This window comes from Dictyobacter sp. Z7_2 (genome assembly GCF_057551105.1).
The window spans coordinates 3,026,554-3,049,767 of the sequence record NZ_BAAJPE010000002.1 but is presented as its reverse complement, the minus strand read 5'-3'; the positions used below and the strand labels follow the sequence as shown (position 1 = coordinate 3,049,767).

Annotated in this window: 19 protein-coding genes; 10 read left to right on the top strand and 9 right to left on the bottom strand. The window is 50.4% G+C overall.

The features are described from left to right. Positions 1-233 precede the first annotated feature (233 nt). Positions 234-1,454 (top strand): ornithine cyclodeaminase, nickel-pincer nucleotide-dependent, encoded by a 1,221-nt coding sequence (locus AC27N8_RS26340; RefSeq protein WP_487070994.1) that lies wholly within the window; start codon positions 234-236, stop codon positions 1,452-1,454. On the opposite strand, the gene AC27N8_RS26335 is transcribed toward AC27N8_RS26340, so the two are convergent. After that, positions 1,449-2,414 (bottom strand): helix-turn-helix transcriptional regulator, encoded by a 966-nt coding sequence (locus tag AC27N8_RS26335; RefSeq protein WP_487070992.1) that lies wholly within the window; start codon positions 2,412-2,414, stop codon positions 1,449-1,451. The two genes, AC27N8_RS26340 and AC27N8_RS26335, sit on opposite strands and share 6 nt — an antisense overlap. Before the next feature lie 159 nt (positions 2,415-2,573). On the opposite strand from AC27N8_RS26335, the gene AC27N8_RS26330 reads away from it, so the two are divergent. From AC27N8_RS26330 to AC27N8_RS26310, 5 genes are all read left to right on the top strand, one after another. Then, on the top strand, positions 2,574-3,110 hold the full coding sequence (locus AC27N8_RS26330; RefSeq protein ID WP_487070990.1) for a cysteine hydrolase family protein: 537 nt from the start codon (positions 2,574-2,576) through the stop codon (positions 3,108-3,110). A 27-nt stretch (positions 3,111-3,137) separates the two neighbouring features. Beyond that, positions 3,138-3,623: a ClbS/DfsB family four-helix bundle protein gene (locus AC27N8_RS26325; RefSeq protein ID WP_487070988.1), complete on the top strand. Its 486-nt coding sequence runs from the start codon at positions 3,138-3,140 to the stop codon at positions 3,621-3,623. A 27-nt stretch (positions 3,624-3,650) separates the two neighbouring features. Beyond that, positions 3,651-4,835, top strand: a complete 1,185-nt coding sequence (locus AC27N8_RS26320; RefSeq protein ID WP_487070986.1) for a DNA glycosylase AlkZ-like family protein — start codon at positions 3,651-3,653, stop codon at positions 4,833-4,835. Between the two features lie 213 nt (positions 4,836-5,048). Continuing rightward, positions 5,049-6,431: a hypothetical protein gene (locus AC27N8_RS26315; protein WP_487070984.1), complete on the top strand. Its 1,383-nt coding sequence runs from the start codon at positions 5,049-5,051 to the stop codon at positions 6,429-6,431. Between the two features lie 244 nt (positions 6,432-6,675). Continuing rightward, positions 6,676-8,118 (top strand): DNA polymerase Y family protein, encoded by a 1,443-nt coding sequence (locus tag AC27N8_RS26310; protein ID WP_487070982.1) that lies wholly within the window; start codon positions 6,676-6,678, stop codon positions 8,116-8,118. A 271-nt stretch (positions 8,119-8,389) separates the two neighbouring features. On the opposite strand, the gene AC27N8_RS26305 is transcribed toward AC27N8_RS26310, so the two are convergent. Beyond that, positions 8,390-9,241: a polyphosphate kinase 2 family protein gene (locus AC27N8_RS26305; protein WP_487070980.1), complete on the bottom strand. Its 852-nt coding sequence runs from the start codon at positions 9,239-9,241 to the stop codon at positions 8,390-8,392. 306 nt (positions 9,242-9,547) lie between these two features. Here AC27N8_RS26305 and AC27N8_RS26300 point away from each other — a divergent pair, with 306 nt between their 5' ends. The 4 genes from AC27N8_RS26300 to AC27N8_RS26285 all read left to right on the top strand — a co-directional run bounded on the left by AC27N8_RS26300 (position 9,548) and on the right by AC27N8_RS26285 (position 16,257). After that, positions 9,548-13,138, top strand: a complete 3,591-nt coding sequence (locus AC27N8_RS26300; RefSeq protein ID WP_487070978.1) for an AAA family ATPase — start codon at positions 9,548-9,550, stop codon at positions 13,136-13,138. Between the two features lie 73 nt (positions 13,139-13,211). Then, the gene (locus AC27N8_RS26295; RefSeq protein ID WP_487070976.1) at positions 13,212-14,663 is read left to right on the top strand and encodes a deoxyribodipyrimidine photo-lyase; all 1,452 of its coding nucleotides are present in this window, start codon (positions 13,212-13,214) and stop codon (positions 14,661-14,663) included. Positions 14,664-14,801: 138 nt separating this feature from the next. Next, on the top strand, positions 14,802-15,335 hold the full coding sequence (locus tag AC27N8_RS26290) for an RNA polymerase sigma factor (protein WP_487070974.1): 534 nt from the start codon (positions 14,802-14,804) through the stop codon (positions 15,333-15,335). Positions 15,336-15,369: 34 nt separating this feature from the next. Beyond that, a complete protein-coding gene (locus AC27N8_RS26285) occupies positions 15,370-16,257 on the top strand; it encodes a Rieske (2Fe-2S) protein (protein ID WP_487070972.1) in 888 nt (295 codons plus the stop codon). Positions 16,258-16,390: 133 nt separating this feature from the next. On the opposite strand, the gene AC27N8_RS26280 is transcribed toward AC27N8_RS26285, so the two are convergent. The 7 genes from AC27N8_RS26280 to AC27N8_RS26250 form a co-directional block, all read right to left on the bottom strand. Beyond that, a complete protein-coding gene (locus AC27N8_RS26280) occupies positions 16,391-17,125 on the bottom strand; it encodes an SDR family oxidoreductase (RefSeq protein ID WP_487070970.1) in 735 nt (244 codons plus the stop codon). A gap of 71 nt (positions 17,126-17,196) precedes the next feature. Continuing rightward, a complete protein-coding gene (locus tag AC27N8_RS26275; protein ID WP_487070968.1) occupies positions 17,197-17,931 on the bottom strand; it encodes an SDR family oxidoreductase in 735 nt (244 codons plus the stop codon). A 144-nt stretch (positions 17,932-18,075) separates the two neighbouring features. Further along, positions 18,076-18,657 carry a TetR/AcrR family transcriptional regulator gene (locus AC27N8_RS26270; RefSeq protein WP_487070966.1) on the bottom strand — a complete coding sequence of 194 codons (582 nt, stop codon included), beginning with the start codon at positions 18,655-18,657 and terminating at the stop codon, positions 18,076-18,078. Between the two features lie 67 nt (positions 18,658-18,724). Further along, positions 18,725-20,026 (bottom strand): sensor histidine kinase, encoded by a 1,302-nt coding sequence (locus AC27N8_RS26265; RefSeq protein ID WP_487070964.1) that lies wholly within the window; start codon positions 20,024-20,026, stop codon positions 18,725-18,727. Positions 20,027-20,038: 12 nt separating this feature from the next. Next, complete coding sequence (locus AC27N8_RS26260; protein ID WP_487070962.1) at positions 20,039-20,713, bottom strand: response regulator; 675 nt, start codon at positions 20,711-20,713, stop codon at positions 20,039-20,041. A 137-nt stretch (positions 20,714-20,850) separates the two neighbouring features. After that, positions 20,851-22,116: an ABC transporter permease gene (locus AC27N8_RS26255; RefSeq protein WP_487070960.1), complete on the bottom strand. Its 1,266-nt coding sequence runs from the start codon at positions 22,114-22,116 to the stop codon at positions 20,851-20,853. Positions 22,117-22,176: 60 nt separating this feature from the next. After that, complete coding sequence (locus AC27N8_RS26250; protein ID WP_487070958.1) at positions 22,177-23,004, bottom strand: ABC transporter ATP-binding protein; 828 nt, start codon at positions 23,002-23,004, stop codon at positions 22,177-22,179. Positions 23,005-23,214 lie beyond the last annotated feature (210 nt).

Genomic DNA, 23,214 nt, shown 5'->3' with positions numbered 1-23,214 from the left:
CATCTTTACAGTACTATAGATAGATATTTTCCTTTTCTGTCTGATGGTTGGATATTCTCTTTCTCGTTCGATAGATAAAAATCTCCTTTTCCATCCAGGCGTCATTCCCACGAGAACAGAGAGCATCTACGCCCGCCATACACATTGACATTCAAGGGACATCCACATACACTAAGCAGCAACAATCACACGGCTCAAATTTGTACCTTTTTAAAGAAAAGAGAGCGTAATAGATGCAGACAGTACATGAAGTAATTGAGATGAGCGGCCACATTATCGATTCCTGGACGCTTCCACGTGCCTGGGATACCATTATGGATCGCGGAGGCAATTTTGACGTTGAAGAGATGCACGTCGGTCACACAAAAGATGATACCAGTTATGTGCGACTCAAGATCTCAGCTCCCAATGACGAAGTATTAGAGCAGATTATTTCAGAGTTGCAACAATCTGGAGCCGTCTTGCTACACGCGGATGATGCTCACACCACCAGCGTTGAGCAGGATGGTGTACTGCCTGAGAAGTTCTATTCGACGACAAATCTGCCAACGCAGGTGCGCCTGCATGGACAGTGGATCACGGTCGAGCGGATCGAGATGGATGTGGCAGTCGTGCTGGATCGCAAAAATGGACGCGCCTTCTGCCGTCCGATGCACGAGGTAAAACAAGGCGATGAGGTTGTAATTGGGCATGATGGCATTCGCGTCCAGCCTTACGAACGCGACCGTGAGCGCGACACCTTTGCCTTTATGCAAAGCGATGTCTCATCCGAAAAAGCCAAGGTACGCACCATCCACAACATCGCCAAAGAGATGAAAGAAGTCAGAGCGCGCAACGGCAAAATCCTCTTCGTGCTCGGACCAGCCGTGATTCACACAGGCGCGGGACGCTATGTGGCAGAATTGATACGCAAAGGATACATTCAGGTGATCTTTGGCGGCAACGCCGTGATCACACATGACGTTGAATCCGCTTTATTTGGCACCTCGCTGGGAGTCAATCTGGCAAGCGGAGAACAGATGGAAGGTGGACATCGTAATCACTTACGCGCGATCAATGCGGTGCGGACAGTCGGCTCGATCGATAAAGCCATTGAGGTCGGTCTGCTACGCGAAGGGATCACGTATGAAGCGCATACGCGCCACATTCCAATGATCCTTGCTGGCTCGGTGCGCGATGATGGTCCTATGCCTGGCGTGATCTCCGATATGCAAGAAGCTCAGGCTCTGATGCGCGAAGAAGTTCAAAATGGCGTAGAGATGGCTATCATGGTCGCCTCGATGTTGCATGCTATCGCCACAGGCAATCTCTTACCAGCGCATGTGCGCACCGTCGTCGTAGACATCAACCAATCGGTCGTCACCAAACTGGCCGATCGCGGCAGCTTTCAAGCCGCCGGACTGGTCACCGATGTCGAACTCTTCCTGCGCGAACTCCTCGAAGAGTTATCATAAACATTCTTCCATACGTTCGGCCTGCGCAGCGATATGCTGTGCCAATTCCCGTAACACCGTCCGTAATTCGGCTGGCTGGCGCACAATAAATGGACATCGAAGATCGACCAGGAGGGACGCCAGCCATTCTAAACTCTCAACGTTGCACTTGAGCTCAACACCATTGGCACCTTGCACCAGAGTCGCCATCGTACGAGGAAGCCTCCTTTGGGCCTCGGCCAAAGTCGTCTCCAGCAGCACATCGACCAGCCAGGTGCCAGGTGTACGCGCAATCGATTGTATGACAAAGTCCAGGCAATCAAAGACAGCAGGAGGCAGAAAAGAGTCTGTTCCGATCGTGACTTCAACAATACGATCTAAGCGAAAAGTACGCATATCCTGGCGCAGATGACAATAACCAACGACATACCAGAAGCCCGAGCGATAGACCAGTCCATAGGGATCAAATTCGCGAGCGGTCTCCTGCCCCTCATAGGCACGGTAACGCATGTTGACTCGACGATGATGTAAGGTGGCTTCGCTCAAGGAGACGACGACTTCGCTCCGGGGCGAGGTTTTGGCAGGAATAACGTCGACAATCAGGGTCTCTTGCACCGCCTGGATACCTTTAAGCAATTCCTGCGGCAAGACACGCTCGATTTTTGCCAGCGCGCCTTCCGTGGCTGGCGTGGTCAGATTCAAGCCCAGCTTGCGTCCTATCAGCAGACTGAGCGTCAAAGCCAGCGCCTCCTCATTATTGAACATCAAGGGAGGCAACTTATAGCCTGGTCGCAAAAAATATGATCCATAACGTCCCCGCGTGCCCTCGACAGGAATGCCTAAATCTTGTAGCATTACAATATAGCGTCTGACGGTGCGAGGATCAACTTCTAAGCGCTCAGCCAACTCCTGTCCGCTCATCCTCTGACGCGATTGCAATAATTCCAGTACAGTCAGCACGCGTGTAGTAGGAAAATACATAATGCCATCCCCTCACAGAGCGAATTTTTTGAAGTATCCGAAAATTTGTTCAATCAGGACACATTTTATCCTCTTTGACTGGTAAACTCAAGACAGGTAGCACCAAAGGCAGCTATTTCGTTTTGAATACGCCAGACATATGTCTGATGAGGAGAAATAATGAGCAACAAAACAGCACTTGTGATCATTGACGTTCAGATTGGTCTGATCGATGAAAACAACAGCCATCATATCCAGACCCTGGAAAACATCAATACGCTCTTGAGCAGAGCGCGTGCCGCTGGCATCCCGGTCGTCTATGTCCAGCACAACGGTCGGAAGGGAGATAGCATAGAGGCTGGGGCAGATGGATGGCCGATCCATCCCGCCATTGCACCTCAGCAGGGGGAGCCGGTCGTGAACAAGGACGCCTCCGACGCTTTCTACAATACGACGCTCAAAGAGATTCTAGATAGCTATGGGGCTACAGATCTGATTGTGGCTGGTGCTCAGACAGAATACTGTGTCGATACAAGCGTCCGACGTGCAACCACCTTTGGCTATTCGGTAGTTCTGGCTAGCGATGCCCATCTGACTGAAGATAATAGCCTCCTAAATGAAGCTCAAATTATCGAGTTCTATAACTATACGCTCAACGGCTTCTCCTCGGATAAAGCCGTGATAAGAGTGCAGCCAACAGCAAGTATTTTGAGCTAAAAAATAGTGATGCAAGGAGTTTTTATCATGACCGAATATATGAAAAAAGATGTTCTCCTGCAAAAAGTACAGGATGGTTACACAGCTTTCTCCTCATTGATAGCTACACTGGATCGTGATCAATTAACAACGCCCGGTGTAAATGGGAAGTGGTCGATAAAAGATAATATCGCCCATCTGAGTGCCTGGCAGAAACGCACAGTGGATATTTTACATACGGTACGTGACAATACTACGTATGTGAATCCTACTCCAGGTATGGATGATGATGAAATCAACGAACAATTTTATCAAGCCAATCGGGAACGCACGCTTGAAGATGTCCAATCCGAACTCCGCACAGTCAACCAACAAGTGCTTGCCAGTATACAAGAGCTTACAGAAGCTCAAATTAATCATCCTCTGCCCAGAAATGAGAAACATGCAATCTGGGAAAAAATCCTCGTCGACACCACCGAGCATTTCGAGGAACACACACAAATTATCCAGCGATGGCTTGCTAAGCAACAGTAAGAAAAGTACTGGCGGAACTGAGAAATTATGAGTATCGACATTTCGCAGGAACAGGCTCGACGCTTTCTTGCCAACTATCATCTAGCGCTCACCGACCTCCCAGGCGTCTTCGCACGCCTCGGGACGGTCCAATATGATCCGCTGAATCCTGTGGGGAGAAACCCGGATCTGGTCCTACAGGCACGCATCCCCGGTTATCGCGTCGATGACTGGCAGCAGGCGGCTTATAGCGATCGTTTGATATACGACGCCTGGGATAAACAAGCCTGCTTGATTCCCTCCGAGGACTGGGGGATGCGCACATATACGCGTGAGATGTATCGTCCCTATCACGATCGTGAGATTTTACAGGCGAAACCTGAGACAGCTCCTCGCATCATGGCTGCCATCGACGAGCGCGGACCACTCTCCTCGCTGGAGTTCGAAGATCGTGTACGCGTAGGCGGTGAGCCACATTCCTGGGCCGGTCAAACGGATATCAAGCGTGTCCTGAGAGCCTTATGGGTCAGTGGCATCCTTGTCACGCATCATCGCAAAAACGGTCGCCATTACTACGATCGGCCTGAGCGCGTCATTCCCGCACAGTACTACACGCAGCAGATCAGCGATGCCGACACCTATCATCGCTGGATCATTGCACGTCGCTTTCAAGCCGTCGGATTGCTCCGTCCAAATGCCGAAGCCGCCATCTGGAGCGCCTGCGGCGATACTGCACAGCGCAAGGCAGCCATTGCTCAATTGGTGGAGGCCGGAACGCTAACACCTGTCTATGTCGGAGCAAAAAAGTCGCTCTACTACATGCCCAGCAACTTACTCTCCTCACTCGATGCACCATTGCCGCCACCGCACATCACCTTTTTTGGTCCTCTGGATAGTCTGTTATGGGATCGCAAGGCGCTCCAGCAGATCTTTGACTTTCAGTATCTGTGGGAAGTCTATAAGCCGCTCGCACAACGTCGCTGGGGCTACTACGTGCTCCCGGTCTTCTATGGAGATCGCTTTGTCGCTCGCCTCGACTCACGCCTGATCGGCACAACCTGGAATATCCTTAACTGGTGGTGGGAGGGAGATGTAGTCCCCAACGCCGAGATGTATACCGCGCTGCGTCTGGCCTTCCAAAACTTTCTTTTCTATTTACGGGCACAGGATATTTTAGCCGCCGAGCAGATTGATCCATTGGTTAGAGAGCTCGCCAATTCAGTTACAAAGTGACCTTGATCAGCATCAGTGGCTCGTAGCTAGCTTCCTTGTTTAGTTCATCGATAATTATGAGATTTTAGTCATCCATTGGCCTGATATGCTTGGCAAGAATATTGAAAGCAGTTACTATATCAAGGGCACGTAGGACCGGTGGGGGATTTTAGGGGATAAGCAAACAAAAACACATTCTATTTATGCGATGAACAAGCAAGGAAGCTATTATTTATGTCCACTAATCAAATACCATTTTCAGAAGATGGCAGCCAACCAGGATCAACTCCACCAAAAAAGAACTTCTTTGGCAACCGTAATCCTTTAACGAGCTCGATAGCCAGCGAAGATGCCTGGAATAATCCGGCTCAAACGCCGGCGCATACCATCTCCCCCATGGACAACTTCAATCCTGATAACTCCAATGACAAAACGCAAGAGATCCCGCAACCATTTGCACCAGTCAATGCTTTCCAAACGCCCCACGATCAAACCAGCTGGACTGATCAGGAATCAGGGAATCCAGGAAATGGGCAATTTGACGCTCCACGTACTCCAACGGGACAGTTGGGAGGTTATTCGACAGCGCAGCTCGGTTCTCCAACAGGACAGTTGGGAGACTATAGAAGCGATACCGGTATGCTCACACTGAATCAAAATGTGAAGGTCGTACGTATGCCGGTTCCGGGCAGGCCCGGTGAATTCAAAACAGGCATTCTGCCAATCCTCCCCCAATCACCTACAGGAGCCCTACCACCACCACAAACGCCTAATAGCCCCTTCGCCAGCAAAACAAAACTCAATCACAAGATGATCTTGCTGATTGCTCTGATCTTCCTCATAGTAGTAACTACAGGCGGTTACTATCTATTGCATACAACCGCTTCCACACCTCAGAAAACCACAAACCCTGCCAACACCTCCAATAAGGGACAAACAAACAATCCAGCTGCAACCGCAGCCGTGAATGCCACTGCAACAGCTGTCACTAACGCCTCCCTGATAGTCTCTGAATCTCTGGCTTATGCTGATCGCGACTGGGCACGAGGAGAACAAAATGACATTAATTTCGCATTTGCAAATGGAGCTTATCATATTCGACAAGATGGTAAGTACTTCGGCTATGCCCTCATACCTGGCTTTGAAGCACCCAAGGGTTACACATATAATTTGACCATGCAGAACATCCATTATGACCAGGATAACACAAGCAACCTCAGTTTCTACGGCATGGTTTTTAATTATCAAAGTTATAATAACAACAAAAATTCTACATTCTATGTTTTCAGAGTCAACAACGGCACCAATGTCACCTATGAATTTGATAAATATGATGATCGCCATGCTGACAATGACAGCCCCTGGAAGCAACTATTTCCCAGTACAGATAATGATGCTGGTATTAATGGTAAAGGCACATTTCACGAATTCAAAGGTCGCTCTCAAAAGAATGTATATAGTATCTCTGACAAAAATGGCATCTTTACCTTTAGCGTAAATGGAACAAAGGTTGGAACAGTCAAAGATACTTCCTTCTCTGGAGGGGGCCTTGGTATGGGAGTCAGCCAGACAAAATCAGAAGCGGCCTTCTCCAATCTCTCTGTACTGAGCAATTAATATTCCACCTATCAAGTATGGCACTCCCAGCCGACATTAGAGCGTTGAGAGTGTCACGAACAAAACCACTTCTATCTATCTCTTCATGATGTTTGATGCTATAATAGAGAAACATACAAGCAAGATAGAACAGCGTAAAACCCACGTAGGCAAAAAAAATTCCAGACTGTGTATTATATAGTAGAAATAGTAATATCCTTTTCGTCGTTCGCACTCGCCAGCTTATATATTGTAGAAGAATGCTATGCAACAATTTCACAAATCGTCACCATCCCGACCATCCCGACATCTCTTACAAGGCTCGGCGCAGATAGCGGACGAGCAGCGTCCAATTCGTCCCAACAGCGAGATGAATGAGGCCGCCCACGCAGCGGAACGAGCCCGCTTACGTCAGGGCATCATGCACGTGCGCATCGACCATTTCTATTGCACGCTGGAAGAGCAACTTGATCCATCGCTGCGCGGACAAAGCTTCCTGGTTGGCACAGGTACCGGCCGTCCCAATGAGCCCGGACGCGTGATCGACGTCTCTCCCGCCGCCGCTCGTCTGGGTCTGGTTCCCGGCATGCCTTTGCGACGAGCGCATCGCATCGCTCCACGGACGCGCTTCTTGCCAGCATCCTATGATAGCTATCAGCCAATCATCCAGCAGTTGAAGGAGCGCTATCGCACTTACTCGCGCATCATTGAGTCGATCCCCATCTCAGATGCCTTTATCGATCTGCGCGGATGCGAGTTACAATTCAATTCTCCCGTCACGCTGGCCGAACGGCTGTGCGCAGAGATCGCAGAATTAGGACTCGATGCGTTAATCGGCGTTGCCAACGGCAAGTCGACGGCCGAGCTGGCCGCCTTGATGAGTCGCAAAGATAATCGTCAGGGAGTACTCTACATTCCACATGGACGAGAGGCCTCATTTGTGCAGACCTTGCCGCTCTCGCTCCTGCTGAAGCTGCGTGCGGCCGGGACCGGACAGCCTGGCTCTATCCCAGAGCTCGCTGAGCGGAACGAGAGTCAAAACTCGCATGCTCCCGTAATTGAGGGCAGAAGTGAGCAGATCGATGCGGTCGCTGTGGCTGAGATGATTGCTCATCTGCGCGACTTTGGCATCAGCACATTCGCGCAGGTCGCAGCGCTCTCAGAAGAGGGGCTTATCCGCCGCCTGGGATATCTGGGAGGCTGGCTCTATCGCGTAGCTAGCGGCGATGACGATAGTCTGGTCATCCCCGATGCGCCTCCATTGAGTCAGAACGCTCGCGTACGCTTCAACCATCAAGCCGACGCCGACGAGACGTGTAGCGCTCTGAATAAGTTATCGGAGTACCTGGGTGATCGCCTCCAGGAGCAGAGACTCAAGGGACAATCCATCGCCTTGATCCTCTGGCCCAATCGTATCCATCGCGACACGCGCAAGCTGATCATGAACGATGACGGCGAAGAGATGGCGGTGACGGCGGCCGAGGAGACGATCGGCGGACAGATGCTGCTCGATCGACATACCGATGAAACCGATATTATCTCCCATCACAGCTTGATGCTCTTCGCACATTATCATCGTGCAGGCACGCGCTACCTCCAGGTACAGCTCCGCATCGGAGATATCATCACAACCGCACCAACCAGCTATTATCCGCCGCCAGCTCGCTCGCGAGGCCGCCCCACGCGCAAACTCCAACCAAGCCAATAACGTCGGACGCTTGCATCCAATACGGTTAAGATAAGAATAAAAAACCGTTCGCCTACGGCGTCAACGCTCACAGACGTAGCGGCGCGGCTCCGCCGTGCTGTCTGTGGCTCGTATGATTCGGCCTGGGAGCGTCTCTCAATGGAGCGCCATGGGCAACGTTACCGTACGAGCCACAGACAGCACGGCGGAGCCGCGCCGCTACGTCTGCTTGCTTGATCTCTTTGGGGTGATGTCTCCTTAACTTTAGCGTGTTGGACGCAAGCGGCCAACGTTACAGATCTTGGAGCTCGTTGCGGTCGCGCATCTGTTGAAGCTCCTCTAAGGCTTTGCGGCCGCGAGCTTCGAGATCGGAATTCCATTCATCTTTGTAGCGTTGGAGGGTATCAACCACTGTCTGGGCGATCGCTATGTTGCGGTACCACTTATGATTCGCGGGCACGATGTACCAGGGAGCATCATCTGTACTACACTTGCTCAGGGCGTCCTCGTAGGCATGCTGATAGGCATCCCAATAGCGTCGCTCGGCGAAATCTCCGCTCGATATCTTCCAGGATTTCTTTTTATCCTGCACACGAGCCTGTAGCCGCTCGGTCTGCTCATCCTTGCTGATGTGCAGGAAGAACTTGAGCACGATTGTGCTGTTCTGTGTCAGTAATTTTTCGAAGTGATTAATGGCTTTGTAGCGCTTGCTCCACTCATCCTCCGGGATCAGATCGTGGACGCGCACGACCAGAACATCTTCATAGTGCGAGCGATTGAAAATGCCCAGCACTCCTTTGGGAGGAGCCGCATTGTGGATACGCCAGAGGAAATCATGCGACGCCTCTTCAGCGGTCGGTACTTTGAATGAATGCACGACACATCCCTGCGGATTCAAGGTCCCAAATACATGTCTGATGGTGCCATCTTTGCCACTGGTATCCATCCCCTGCACAATAATCAGCACGCTCTGATGCTGTGCCGCGTACAACAGCTCCTGCAAATCAGAGAGCTTCTGCGTGAGTTGCGCCAATTCAGCATCGGCCTCTACGCGCTTGATGTGTGGATGGGTATAATCTGGATCATATTTACTGAGTTTTACCGTATCGCCTTCAGCGACTTTCCATAAAAGATCTGCGCTCATAACAAGATAGCCTTTCTACCATAGCTGGCAACGTATTCTTCCTCTTTTACACTCCAATAGGAAAAAAGAAGATACAAAAAATAGAGTCCGAAAACGTCTGCGGTGGTGGTATAATGGAAACCGGACAAGTAGACGTTTCCTCGCCCTGTCCAATATCGATAGAAGCAAAAACAATCTCTTAGAATCCGAACTATTGACACATAGAGGTTAAGACACGTATACTGCTTTTGCCGAGAACTCGTGTGTGTTTTTGTAGCAGTCGTAGATATTACGATCGCCGGGAAGATTGTGGAAGAGAAGTTATTCATGGAACAACCAGCCCTATTAAGCATCATACGTACAGACACAAATTATCGGTTTCGCCTTGATCTTCCCGATGGCCCTGTCGGCCAGGAGTATAGCACGGATCTAACCAACGAGAACCGCGATCGCCTCCGCCGCATGTTACAAGCAATCGGCATGACAGGTCAACTGGGCGAGACCAGACGCCAGATCACCAAGGCCGGACCGACCAGTGATGCCATTCTAACACTAGGACGTTTTCTTTTCGACTCCTTACTTCCAATTCCACTTCAGGAAACGGTACGTCGACTCGATTCTGCCCTGCTTTTCAGCACGAATACGCCAGATATCCCCTGGGAACTGATGTTTGATAATAGTTCCAAAACCAGGCGTTTCCTCTGTCAGGGACTCAGTATCGGTCGCATTCTGCTACAGGATCGTGAAGCCTCCGCACGCACATCTAACCTGGACCGTGTCACCCGCAACAAAGCCACGAAACGTGAGACGCAAGGACTGTCAGTCCTCTTTTTAGTCAATCCAACTGGCGAGCGACCAGGTGCGGAAGAAGAAGTGGCATCGCTCTGTACCAGCCTCCCCGAGTCTGTCACAAGAATTATTTTGTATCGTCAGCAAGCCAATCAACTTGAGATGCGCGTACGGATCAGCACCGATGCTCCTCATGTGCTCCATTATGCTGGTCCCATGCCAGCGTTCACCAATGATAATGAGTCGGCTCTCGCGCTGGCAGGCAATTCCCGACTGGATACAACCGCCTTTGAGCAGCTTTTACAGGGACTTCCCAAACATCCGCTCGTCTTTCTGAGCTATCACGAAGACGACCGTCCAACCCGCTCGACCAACAATTTGCTGCCTGCGGCACAGGAACGCGATGAGCAGATGGAGAAGCTCGCAGGCTCAATACTCGCAGCCGGAGCAGGCTCAGTCATCATCCAACGCTGGCCAATCCAGGCCGCTCGCGCCCGCGAATTCATGACTCTCTTCTATCAGGATATCGCCGATGGAGTGGCGTTAGGCGAGGCATTACGCCGCGCACGCTTATCGATGGCACAACATTATCTTGATGACACCTCCTGCCTCTCATTCATCCTTTACGGAGATCCCACGCAACGCCTGGTCGTCAGCTCGCTCACGAACAAGGAACGCCAGTTTGAACACATTGACCCGTTCGATGACAGTCAATTAATGTCGCCCTTGCTCTCCTCTGCCAACGCGCCGGATCGCCGCTTCATGAAGGCGGTGCTGGAGTTCGCGCTCGGCGAGGCACGTCGGATGCATAAGGATTATCTGGGAACCCCCCACCTCTTTATCGCTCTGACCAAGCTCGATGGCGGCTGTACACAGGACGCTCTACGCAATCTGGGATTTTCATCCAAGCAGGTACGCGACGTCATTCGCCTGGCCCTTGGATCAGGTAAAGCTACCAGCGATACGCCTATTTTACCAACGCGACGCTGTAAAGAAATCTTGCAGACCGCTGAGCGCAATGCAGTCAACGCTGGCTCAAGCTCTGTCGACGAGCGAGCCATCGCGCAGGCCGTCTTGAGCGAAGGTGATGGCGTGACACATGAGCTGCTCACCAAATTAGGCATCAACCCAAACCAGCTCACCGAAATGATCCTGACCAGTAACGCACACGCCTTACTGGAGCTTGTACCATCGGCCACCACCAGTCCAGAGGCGGTCCCCGATGATATTGGAGGTCCAATCAATCCTGACATCATCTCCAAGGGCAACAATTCCGCCCTCGAGAAGTTAGGACGCGATCTCACGAAACAGGCCACCAATAAACAGCTCACACCTTTGATTGGACGGGAAAAAGAGATCCGTCAATTGATGCAGACCTTGATGCTGAAAGATCGCAATAATCCAATTCTGATTGGCGACTCCGGCGTCGGCAAAACCACGATCGTGGCCGGATTGGCCCAACGTATCGTCGACGGTAAAGTTCCACCGGAGTTACGTGGCAAACGCGTCATCGAGTTATCCGCCAGCTCGCTCGTGGCAGGCACAAAGTATCGCGGAGAATTTGAAGAGCGCTTGCTCAAGGTGCTGGAAGAGGCCGAGACGAGCGGCAATGTGATCCTCTTTATCGACGAGATGCATCTGCTGATCGGTACCGGGCGCGCCGCAGATGGCAGTATCGACGCCGCAGGCATCCTGAAGCCCGCGCTGGCTGGAGGTCGCTTACGCTGCATCGGAGCCACCACTCCACAAGAGTATCGCTTGATCGAGAAAGACGCGGCCATGGAGCGGCGCTTACGTCCAATCATGATCGAAGAGCCATCGCCAGAAGATGCCCTTGTCATTCTCAAAGGCATGCGCGACCTCTATGAAGACCATCATCACGCAAAAATCACCGACGAAGCCCTGCAAGCGGCCGTCAATCTTTCCGTCCAATACCTGCCCAACCTGCGCCTGCCCGATAAAGCCTGTAGCGTCCTGGATGAGGCCTGCTCACAGGCTCGCGTCTTCTCGATTGAGGACGACTCGCAGGAACAGGATGATCTTGATGAGATTGGCGCGTCGCCAGTAATCACGGCAGGCATGATCGCAGAAGTTGTCTCAGCACGCACAGGTATTCCTGTACGCGCACCCGGACGCGAGGAGCGCGATCGCTTACTCAGTCTGGATGCACGCCTGAAATCCCGTGTCATTGGACAAAACGAGGCTATCACCCGCGTCGCACAGGCGATCCAGGTCTCGCGAGCAGGGCTCAAGCCACACAATCGACCCGCAGGCGTCTTCATGTTTTTAGGACCAACCGGTGTCGGCAAGACCGAGCTGGCACGAGCTCTGGCCGCAGAGGTCTTTGGTTCAGATGACCACTTGATTCGCGTCGATATGTCTGAGTATATGGAGAAACATTCGATTTCGCGCATGATCGGAGCGCCTCCCGGCTACGTCGGCTATGATCAAGAGGGACAATTGACTGGCAAGCTGCGACGACGTCCCCACAGCGTCGTTCTGCTCGATGAGTTGGAGAAAGCGCATCCAGAGGTCTTTGATCTATTCCTACAGGTCTTTGATGCCGGTCGCCTGACCGATGCTCAGGGTCATACCGTCGATGCGCAACATGCCATCTGGATTATGACTTCAAATGTCGGCACCGAGATGCTTGGACGCTCTATGCCCAGCGGCTTCCGCGCCAGCATCAAGGGAGTCGAGGAGGAGATGCAGCGCGACCGCTTGATGGATCGCCTACGGCAGACCTTCCGTCCCGAATTTCTCAACCGTATCGACGACGTCGTGATCTTTCATCCGCTCACGCCTGACCAGACACACGAGATTACACGCTTGCAGATCAACGATCTGGCCTCGCGCCTGCTGGAGCAGGGCTTGATCCTGCATACGGATGAGAGCGCCATCGACCTGCTCTGTAAAGAAGGCTTTAGCCAGACACAAGGAGCTCGTCCTCTACGTCGTATCATCGAGCGCCTGTTGACTGTCCCATTAAGCTTACGCATCCTGCTGGCCAACATCCCACAAAATGGCGAGGTGCATGTCAGCGCCCTCGATGGCAAGCTCCAGATCGATATCCGCGAGCCAGCCGAAAAGGTCGCCGTTCCCGTTGACGTAGAAATAGAAGCCCGTTAGCTCATGCACCTATTACCCATTTAAGAGCAACGAAACATCTAAGATATATCCAAGTGGAAAGGGAGTATCTTAGATGATTGATATTGATACGTTTGTTAAGGGACAAGCAGGCCAGCAGCGCATCCATGTATACCGTGCAGGAGCCTGCAAAGAGAACGCCAGATGCGTTATCTATTGGATGCAGCGTGCACAAAGAGGAAAAGACAATCACGCCTTAAATACCGCCATTATACTGGGAAACGCGTTACATCTACCCGTCATAAGCATCTTTGTTGTCACCGCATATCCAGCAGCCAACATACGCCACTATACCTTTATGCTAGAGGGTTTAGAGGATACAGCCAGGCAGTTACAAACGCGAGGTATACCCTTTGTGATCAGGAAGGGAAATACTGCCAGTACAATAGCCGGTCTCAGCGAGGAGTTGCAGGCGGCGGCGGTTGTCAGCGATATGTGTGAGCTCAGAGTGCCACGGCAATGGCGTGAGGATCTCAAGCAGCATTTGCAGATCCCTTTTCTTTGTGTAGACACTGATACTGTCGTACCAATGACATGTATTCCCCATCAGGAATATGCGGCCCGCACCATACGTCCAAAGATACAAAAACTGCTCCCTACCTACTTACAGCCAATGGTCGATATTGAAACCGCGTATCCACTCAAAGAGGCCCCATGCGATCAAGGAGAGATCCAGCAACCATTGCGCTATCTGGAGAGCTTGCAGATTGATACAAGTGTCACGCCATCAAGCATAGCGCATGGAGGATATACAGAAGGACAAAAGCGCGTTAAGACGCTGCTGCAAGATCGTTTACAGGGCTATGGCGAGCAGCGTAATGATCCAGTGTTGGTCGGGACAAGTGAGTTGTCGGCTTATCTGCACTTTGGACAGATATCAGCGCAGCAATTAGCCTGGGATGTTAATCAGTATCAACCGGAAAATGCCGGAAGTGGTAGTCCTCATATCGATATCAGCGGCGGAAAAGCCGCCTATCTTGAAGAGATGATTGTCCGCCGAGAGCTCGCTATCAATTTTGCCTATTATAATCCCAAATATGATTCTTTAGAGGGCTGTCCTGACTGGGGCAGAAAAACGCTTCAGAAGCATGCCAATGATCCAAGGGATTGGGTTTATACACAGCAGGAGTTGGAGGAGGCACGCACTCATGATGAGCTATGGAATGCCTGTCAGCTTGAAATGGTGCACACCGGTCGGATGCATGGCTATATGAGAATGTACTGGGGAAAGAAGATTCTGGAATGGAGCCAGACTCCTGAAGAGGCCTTCACTACTTCTGTCTACCTGAATGACAAATATGAGCTGGATGGTCGCGATGCCGGTGGCTATGTGGGCATCGGCTGGGCCATTGGAGGTCTTCATGACAGGCCCTGGAAAGAGCGATCCATCTTCGGCATGATACGCTATATGTCGGCCGATGGCATGAAGCGCAAATTTGATACGCAACACTATATCTATAAGTACGGCAGAAATCTCTTCCAAAAGTCGGCATCCCGCCAGCCATGAGTAGCTTTGCAATCCAGATATCCAGGCAAAATCCTGGATATCTGATTTTTCCTCCATCTAATTGTTCCTGGCTGTAACCTGCATGCGTATTCCCTTTTAGGGAGACCAAATTCGCTCATGAGAGATCGAGGAAACCTTTTGAAGACATCAGGCGACCCATCAGGACAAGAGCAGCAGGCGTTTCAAACATTTTACCAGGAACATCTTGGTATGATATATCGTTATGTCTATAGCAAGGTGGGTAACCGCGAAGAGTCTGAGGATCTCACGACTCAAATATTTATGAAGGCTGTCCGTGGTGTCGATATGGAACGCGGACAGCAGAGTATGCAAGCGTGGCTTTTTCGAGTTGCCAGCACGACCGTGACCGATTATTGGCGTCAATATTACCGTACAGATGTACGCTCTCTGGAAGAACTCTTAGATGCCGGTTGGGAAGGTCCAGTCGAGGAGGAAGCCCGTCCAGTAAGTCAGACGCCCACAGAAAAAGTGCAGGCCATCCTGCATCTCTTGTCCGAACAGCAACAAGAAGTATTAACATGCCGTTTCTTGTTACGTCTCTCAATTAAAGAGACGGCCTTGCGCATGAACATCACAGAAGCGAACGTCAAAGTGACGCAATTTCGCGCACTTAAACGTGCAGCCGAGCTTGAGCCGATCATCAACAAGTGACAGTAGTTTCTAATCATTGCAGTGGAGAGCAACCATGCCTGACGAAGACCAGGAGCGGTTTGAGGATTACGTAGAGCTAGCAAACTATATCGAGGCCTTACAAGCAGGGAAAGTGGCTCATCCTCCAACAAATATCACACCAGAACAGGCGCGTGTCTATCAAATGGCGGCTCTCTTTCGTGCTGGAACAGATGACAATGCGGAACCAGATCCAGAGTTTGTCGAGCGCTTGAAAGCTCAACTACTTGAAACAAGCGTACAAGCGCCAGTGACACAACCCAAACCCAACCTCATAGTTGAGAAACCATCCTCCGTACCTACCAATACTCAGTTAGAGATCAACTCCGAACCCGAGAGAGCAACGACTCCAGGGAAAAGCAACGCCAAACGGGTGCGCTTCTTCTCACGTCGGGGTCTCCTGACAGGCGGAGCCATTGCTGCCGCTTCACTGGTCGTCGGGGCAGGGGTGGGATATGAGGAACAAAAGAGTGAAAATGCCCGCGTGGCAGATAAGCCTGAGCTAAAATATCCATCACCGCCAGCCAACAGCCAACGCTTGCACATAATCGCAGGTGCGGCCACCACCTGGCACTTTGTGACGGCACTCGCAGATCTGGGAAATGAAGCTGTACGCTTTACGACGGACACAATCGTTGGCTACGTTCTGCGAGCACCTGCCAACGCCTCAGATACAAGCCAGAGCACAGATAATGTTATTGCTCTGTCAGCCGCCTGCACACATATGGGCTGCCTGGTTCAATGGAAAAATACAGAGCGTAACTTCGCTTGTCCCTGTCATGGAGCACTCTTTGGCACTCAAGGAGCACAGCTCATCACCAACTACAAATATACGCTCCCCCCCTTACCCAGTCTGAATACAAAAATTGAAAATGGCAATGTATATGTAGAAGTTCCCAGTTAAAGTCACACCGATCAGCCTGATAGAACTCCGCAAGCTCAAAAAAGTACCGGTACTAGAAACATCCGACAGGACAGATATCCGATTTCAAATGATAAAGTAAGATATCTGCCCATCGGTCATAAGTCTTGGGCGGCTATACTTGCACCTTGCGATTATCCCAGATCTGCTGCATTTGCCGGTTGAGAGACTGTGGATCAGCTGCAAGTGCAGCCTTGATCTCGTGACTTCTCTGATCAGCTAAAACCTCCTCTTGGCCGGCAATAATGCCCTCAATTGTGCGTGTCGCGATATCTTCAGGGCGACTCTTTGGACCATCTATACTAGCCGCCATATCGGTATCGATATACCCGGCATGCACTCCCACGACCAGCGTTCCTTGCGATCGCAGTTCGATGCGTATACCGTTAGTCATACTCCATTCCGCAGCCTTTGAGACCCCATAGGAACCAGATGGTGGATTGATAAACCAGCTCACAACCGACAGCATATTCACCAGCGCTCCGCCACCGTTCTTTTGAAGGATTGGGGCAAAGGCTCGAGACATCGCCAGCGTCCCCAGATAGTTCGTTTCTATATCTCCACGGGCAGCATCGATGGATAGTGCTCCGATCAAGGGAGCGCCGTCATAGACGCCAGCATTGTTGATCAAGATACTAACATCCTGACACTTCTCAACGGCGGCAGCAATATCTTGCTCATTTGTAATATCAAGTTTCACGGGTTGAAGCCGAGGATCACCGGTTTCTGTGAGCTGACGAGCACCTACATAGATTTTCTGTGCTCCCGCATCCAGCAATGACTGTACAAAGGCTTTACCAAGACCACGGTTTCCACCGGTCACAAATGCAACCGATCCTTGAATATCCATAGAAATCTTCCTTTCATCAGAGACTTGTCTTAAAAATCAGCGTGACTACAATCGAGATGATAATCAGGCTGCTATGCATGCTGCAAGCGACTATCCCACTGCTCCTGTACCTGCCGATAGAAAGCTTGTGAGTCAGCAGCAAGACCAGCTTTGACATCCCGGCTAAATTGGTCAGTCAGGATCTCCTCTTGACCAGCCGCAATACCCTCAATAGCTCTTGCAGCGATATCTTCCGGACGACTCTTCGGAGCATCGATAGCAGCAATCATATCGGTATCGATGAAGCCCGCGAAGACGCCCGAGACCAGCGTCCCTTGAGCACGAAGCTCTATACGTATGCCGTTGGTCATCGCCCAGGCAGCCGCCTTTGAGACACTGTAGGAGCCCATTCCCGGATTAACAAACCAGCTCAGACCCGATAACATATTCACCAGTGCTCCACCACCATTCTTTTTAAGAATAGGAGCAAAGGCCCGAGCCATTGCCAGCGTTCCCAAATAATTCGTCTCCATCTCCTGACGAGCATTATCAATTGATGCTGCTCCAAGCAAAGGAGTATTGAAAAAGATGCCAGCGTTATTGATCAGAATATTAACATCCTGACACGTCTCAACGGCCGCAGCGATATCTCTCTCATTAGTGATATCCAGCTTCAAAGGATGCAGGCGGGGATCACTGGTCTCTGTGAGCCGACGAGCACCTACATAGATTTTCTGTGCTCCCGCAGCGAGCAGAGCCTGTACAAAGGCCTTACCAAGTCCACGATTGCCGCCTGTAACGAGTACGATTGATCCATTGATATTCATCGCAAATTATCCTTTCATGAGAAATCTGAATTTGAGATCTCTCTATCCAACAACGCCAGAGAAATGTGGTATGTACAAAAATTTTCACATTTCCATAGTAAACACTGATGTTTGAATGATTATTCCAACATCAAAGCAAAAAAATTATTGGAAGACCAGCAAGGCTGTTTTTACAATATTCTGGAGCGTTTCACGATCAGTGTTAGCACGGGCCAACACGCGAATACTGATCAGAGTTCCCAGCAAAAAATGGGCAAACTGATGAGGATCACGCGTCCAGGCGAACTCCCCAGTGGCCTGTGCCTTGATCAGCAGAAAATAAAACACTTCCTCCAGACTATTATAGCCAGACTGAACTCTCTGGGAGACATCCACGTCATGAGAAGCCATTTCAACATTTGCATTCACCAGAAAGCATCCACGATGGGCAGGATCGCTGACCAGGATCTCAATATAGGTCTGAAAGAGTTGCTCCAAAACCTCCACCAGAGATCCTTCTTGCTGCCGAAACGCTGTCATAGTCCGCACCGACTTCTCTCGATAGCGATCAAGGGCCGCCAGATACAAGGCATGTTTATCACCAAAGGTATCGTACAGGCTGCCGCGCCCCACGCCAGTACACTGTACGAGATCTTCAATCGACGATCCCTCATATCCACGTTCCCAAAACAAATTCATCGCCTTATCCAAAGCCAGTTCTGGAATAAATGCTTTCTTGCCTGCCATAGTATGCTTATCTGCCTCCTCTACTTCCATCAGTATACATCATGCTGGAATGATTAGTCAAGGATAACTATTGCGTGTTGTGTGCAAGCGGTAGCTCGACTTCAATCGATGTTCCCTGCCCTTTGTCGGATTGTAGTGTCAGATGACCTCCAATAGCTTCTATGCGTTCAAACATGCCGCTCAATCCATAATGACCATCAGGGCTGATATATATCGGGCAGCCATCTTTATCGAGCTGTTGCAATGCTGCGGGTAATCCAATACCATCATCCTGGATACGCATCAACAATGTCCCACCCTTGCGACTGGTACAGACCTGTACCCGACTGGCATGCGCATGCTTTTCAATATTGGTAAACGCCTCCTGACTTACTTTCCATAATGTTTCTTCGACGGCTTCAGGGAGAAAGTCAATATCTGCTTGAAGAGTGTAGGTGACAGCTAATTTGGTACGCTGAGCCAGTTCTTTGGCGGAGCGGCTGAGCGCCTGATTGATATGTTCGTGCTCCAGCGTTGGAGAACGCAAATTGGCAATGGAGGCTCGTAAGGAGGTCATGGTTTCGCGTGCAATCTGCTTGGTAGCATCCAGTTCGTGATCACAGCGTTCAGGATCGCGTTCGCGCAGCCGCTGTGCCGCTTCGAGCTTGACCGAGATCAGCACAAGGGCATGACCGATAGTATCATGCATCTCGCGTGCCAGCCGGGTACGCTCCCGTAGGACGGCGAGCTCCTGTTCCTGAACCACCGATTGCGCCAGTTGGCGATGAGCAGCCTCTAGCTCGTCATTCGCCTGAGCCAGATGATTAAAAAGCCGATTGCGCTCAAATCGCTCACTGATCAGATGCTGAAAGAGCATATTAGAGCCTGTGATGCTCAAGAGCGTCAAAGCTTGACTGACAATACTCACCAGTCTATCAGCGGCTAGCGGCCAGACCAGCAGCCCCTGAAAGGCCAGTAATGTAAGAAGCATAGTGCTCACGGCAAGCAATAGGCGCACGCCCCCAAATAGACTAAAGCTGATCGCATATACCGCATATAAATCCCAGAAAAAGGCACTATTGATAAGCGTAAGAAGAAGTACAACAAGATATAAGCTACTCCATAGGACGATGGCATCACGCAAACGAGGCGGCCAAGGCTTCTTCCAGTTCACACGAAACTGAGCAAGATAGATCAGGCAGGCTAAAACAGTCAGAAAAATACAGGTTCCACCGCGCCAATCATGCATATAGGAGGGATTATCTATCAGGATGGAGTAGGTCGATACAGTCAGGTAGACAGATAGAAGGATCGCCATCATCGTGTTCATATTGCGAGCGATACGAAAAAAGCGAGCATTATCTTTCTCGATATCAAAAGGTACGGACATGGCTTCCCCCTTTTAAAGCAGTTTGCGCTCACGAGCCAGATAGACTGCCTGAGTGCGATTCTTGGTATGAAGTTTGCTCAAGATGTTCGAGACGTGATTTTTGACCGTCCCCTCAGCCAGCACAAGCTTCTCAGCAATCTTGCGATTACTTGCTCCTTCGCTAAGCAATCTGAGGATCTCAATCTCTCGAGGGCTCAGGTCCTCTTGTTGTGAAGAACGAGATACATCGCCTGGAGAACGACCCTTCCTCCCAAATTCGAGCAGCAGCTTGTTAGCAATCCTGGGTTGAATAGATGGCTCACCCGCATAGACCTGACGAATAGTCGCCACCAGTTCTTCAGCAGGTACATCTTTGAGCAGATATCCCATAGCTCCAGCCTTGATAGCATCAAAGACATAATCCTCGTAGTCGAAGGTGGTGAGGATAATCACACGAGCAGCAGCGTCGCTGGTTGTAAGCACAGCCGTAGCTTGTACACCGCTCATATGCGGCATTTGAATATCCATGAGCACAACATCAGGACCATCACCCTGCTCACGAAGTTTATGGTACTGGTTCACCGCCTCTATGCCATCGGCAGCCTCGCCAACAACTTGCAGACCCGGCTCAAGTTCAAGGATGGTATGCAATCCCTGACGCATAAGGGTCTGATCCTCACAGAGCAGAATACGAATGAAGTCGGTCATGAATATGCTTCTCCCTACACTAAAATATGCTCATATGTTCCATTATGGCTGGATAAGATAAGCTCTGTCAACGACGCTCGTTCAACAAGCCACCAGGTATCCCGCACAACATTACAGCGATGCAGGATACCCGACGATTACTTCACAACTGCTGTCTTTTGCTGGAAGCGGAAGAGCCGTAACGCCAGCAGCAGACAGATCAAGCCATAGGCCAGTAAGCCCAGAATATCGGGCAGGACATCCATAAAGCCTTTCCCCAGAATCATTGAGCCATTAAGACCTTCCATGGCCCAGGCGGTGATGCCGATTTTAGCCAGTTGCTGCAACCAGGTTGGCTCAAGGAAGAGCGGCCACCACGCCCCCCCTATCGCTGAGGTGATAAGCACAACCAGACTCACGATCGGATTAATCTGGGCACGTGTCTGGACCACTGAAACCAGCAGCATACCCAGACCGGTCGCCGCGAAACTGGTACCAATCAACAGCAGGCTCACCGCCAGCCAATCGTGAATATGCACTTTGAAGACAAAGTAGCCAATGAGAAAAATGATGGAGAGCTGCGCCATTGTTACGATAAATTGTGCCAGCATTTTGCCGCCCAGCAAAGAATATTTCTGAATGGGCGTGATCAATAAGCGTCGGAAGGTTCCGTTTTCCTTCTCTTGCAAGATTGTCGCCGCGACCGCATTAAGCCCAAAGAGAGAGAAGAAGATAGCATAACCAGGAAGCACCTGATCAAATGGACCAATATTGATCACACTCCCCGCAGTCACTGACTCAATCGCCTGATCAGCCTCAACATCAGCTTTGGCCACAGAGGCACTGATAGCAGTAGTATCAATGGTGTTTGGAGCACAGTGATTACCCGTCTGCTGACAGATGAGAGAGACCTGACCAACAGCTGCACTGCCAGCCAACTGCGCCTGTACAACATGATTCACAATCGTTTGTACCACAGTAATACGCAAGTCATTATTAGATGGCAATGTGTAAAGCTGTACCAGATGCCTGGGAGTAATGTTGTGTTGCAGATCGTTGGTCAGTGTCTGGCTGGCTCCTGGCGGGATCACAATTCCAACATTGGCCGCATTGTTGGGCGCTGATACCTGCTCAGTCACTTGCTCTGAAGTATGATACTCATCGATAGTGATAGCGTACTGCTTCGTATTCAACTTGAGCGCACTGGCGATAGTCTTACCGATAAAAGCATCGGGCGCGGTCTCCTGATTGGCTAAAGCAACCCTGATCTGGATCTGACTGCTTCCATCCCCATAGAGACTGCCAAAGGCAAAGCCGACAACCGAGATGAGGATCAAGGGCACAATCAACATGAATATCAGTCCACTTTTATCTTTCGTTAGCTGCAATAAATCTTTTTTAGTGATATACCAGAGTGTCTTCATAATCTCCTCTTTTATCGCCTTATTGTTATATATCTTTATATACTCTGCCATTTCGAGCTATCAGTCACGCAATGTTTTTCCAGTCAGTTGGATGAATAGTTCTTGCAACCCATGAGGTCGTTGCACTTCGCGTTTCTGGTCACGTAGTTCCAATAATTGTTCCAGCGTACCGGAAGCAATGATCTCTCCCTCGTCCATGATAGCAATGCGATCACACAATCGCTCGGCCTCCTCCATATAATGAGTCGTATAGAGGATAGTTATTCCCTGATCACGCAGTTGCTCAATCATGCTAAAGATGTGCTCGCGAGATTGTGGATCAACACCAACGGTTGGCTCATCCATCATCAGAAAAGTCGGCTGATGCATCAGCGCGACAGCCATGTTGACACGACGCTGCATGCCGCCAGAGAATTTTTTGACGGCTTCTTTGCGGCGTCCATAGAGTCCAACAAAGTGCAGGAGTAAGGGTGCTCGCTCCTTGCGCTCTCGCGAGGAGAGGCCATAGATCTCGCCAAAGAACTCCAGATTCTCCAGTGCGGTCAGATCCTGATAGAGTGCGATCTCCTGCGGCACAACTCCGATCATGCGCTTCACCTGACGAGGATGCCTGGTGATTGATTGTCCGGCAATAAGCGTGTCACCAAAGGTCGCTGCGAGATAGCCACACATCATATTGATTGTGGTGCTTTTCCCGGCTCCATTCGGACCAAGCAGTCCAAAGATTTCACCTTTGCCGATAGTAAATGAGAGATCTTTCACCGCCTCATATTTTCCAAAGGTTTTTACCAGATTCTGTACATCAACTTCAACGGCACGACCATCTTCAGGCGGATGGATGGAGCCGGTTTTTGTTGTCTGCGTCGTTTCCGAGGACGATTCTGACACGATTGAATAACTCCTTATATCAATAGCAGTCTTATATTCAGGATTGAGTACAGTATAGGATCACAAGCCAGGAAGGAGGAAGTATAAAAAGACACAATCGGGACATATGCCAAAAGTAACTGTTGTTTGAAGACTTGATAGGCTCTGATATAATCACTTTTATAAAGCTTGATTAAATGACGATTTAATTTACCTTTTATTCGGATGATT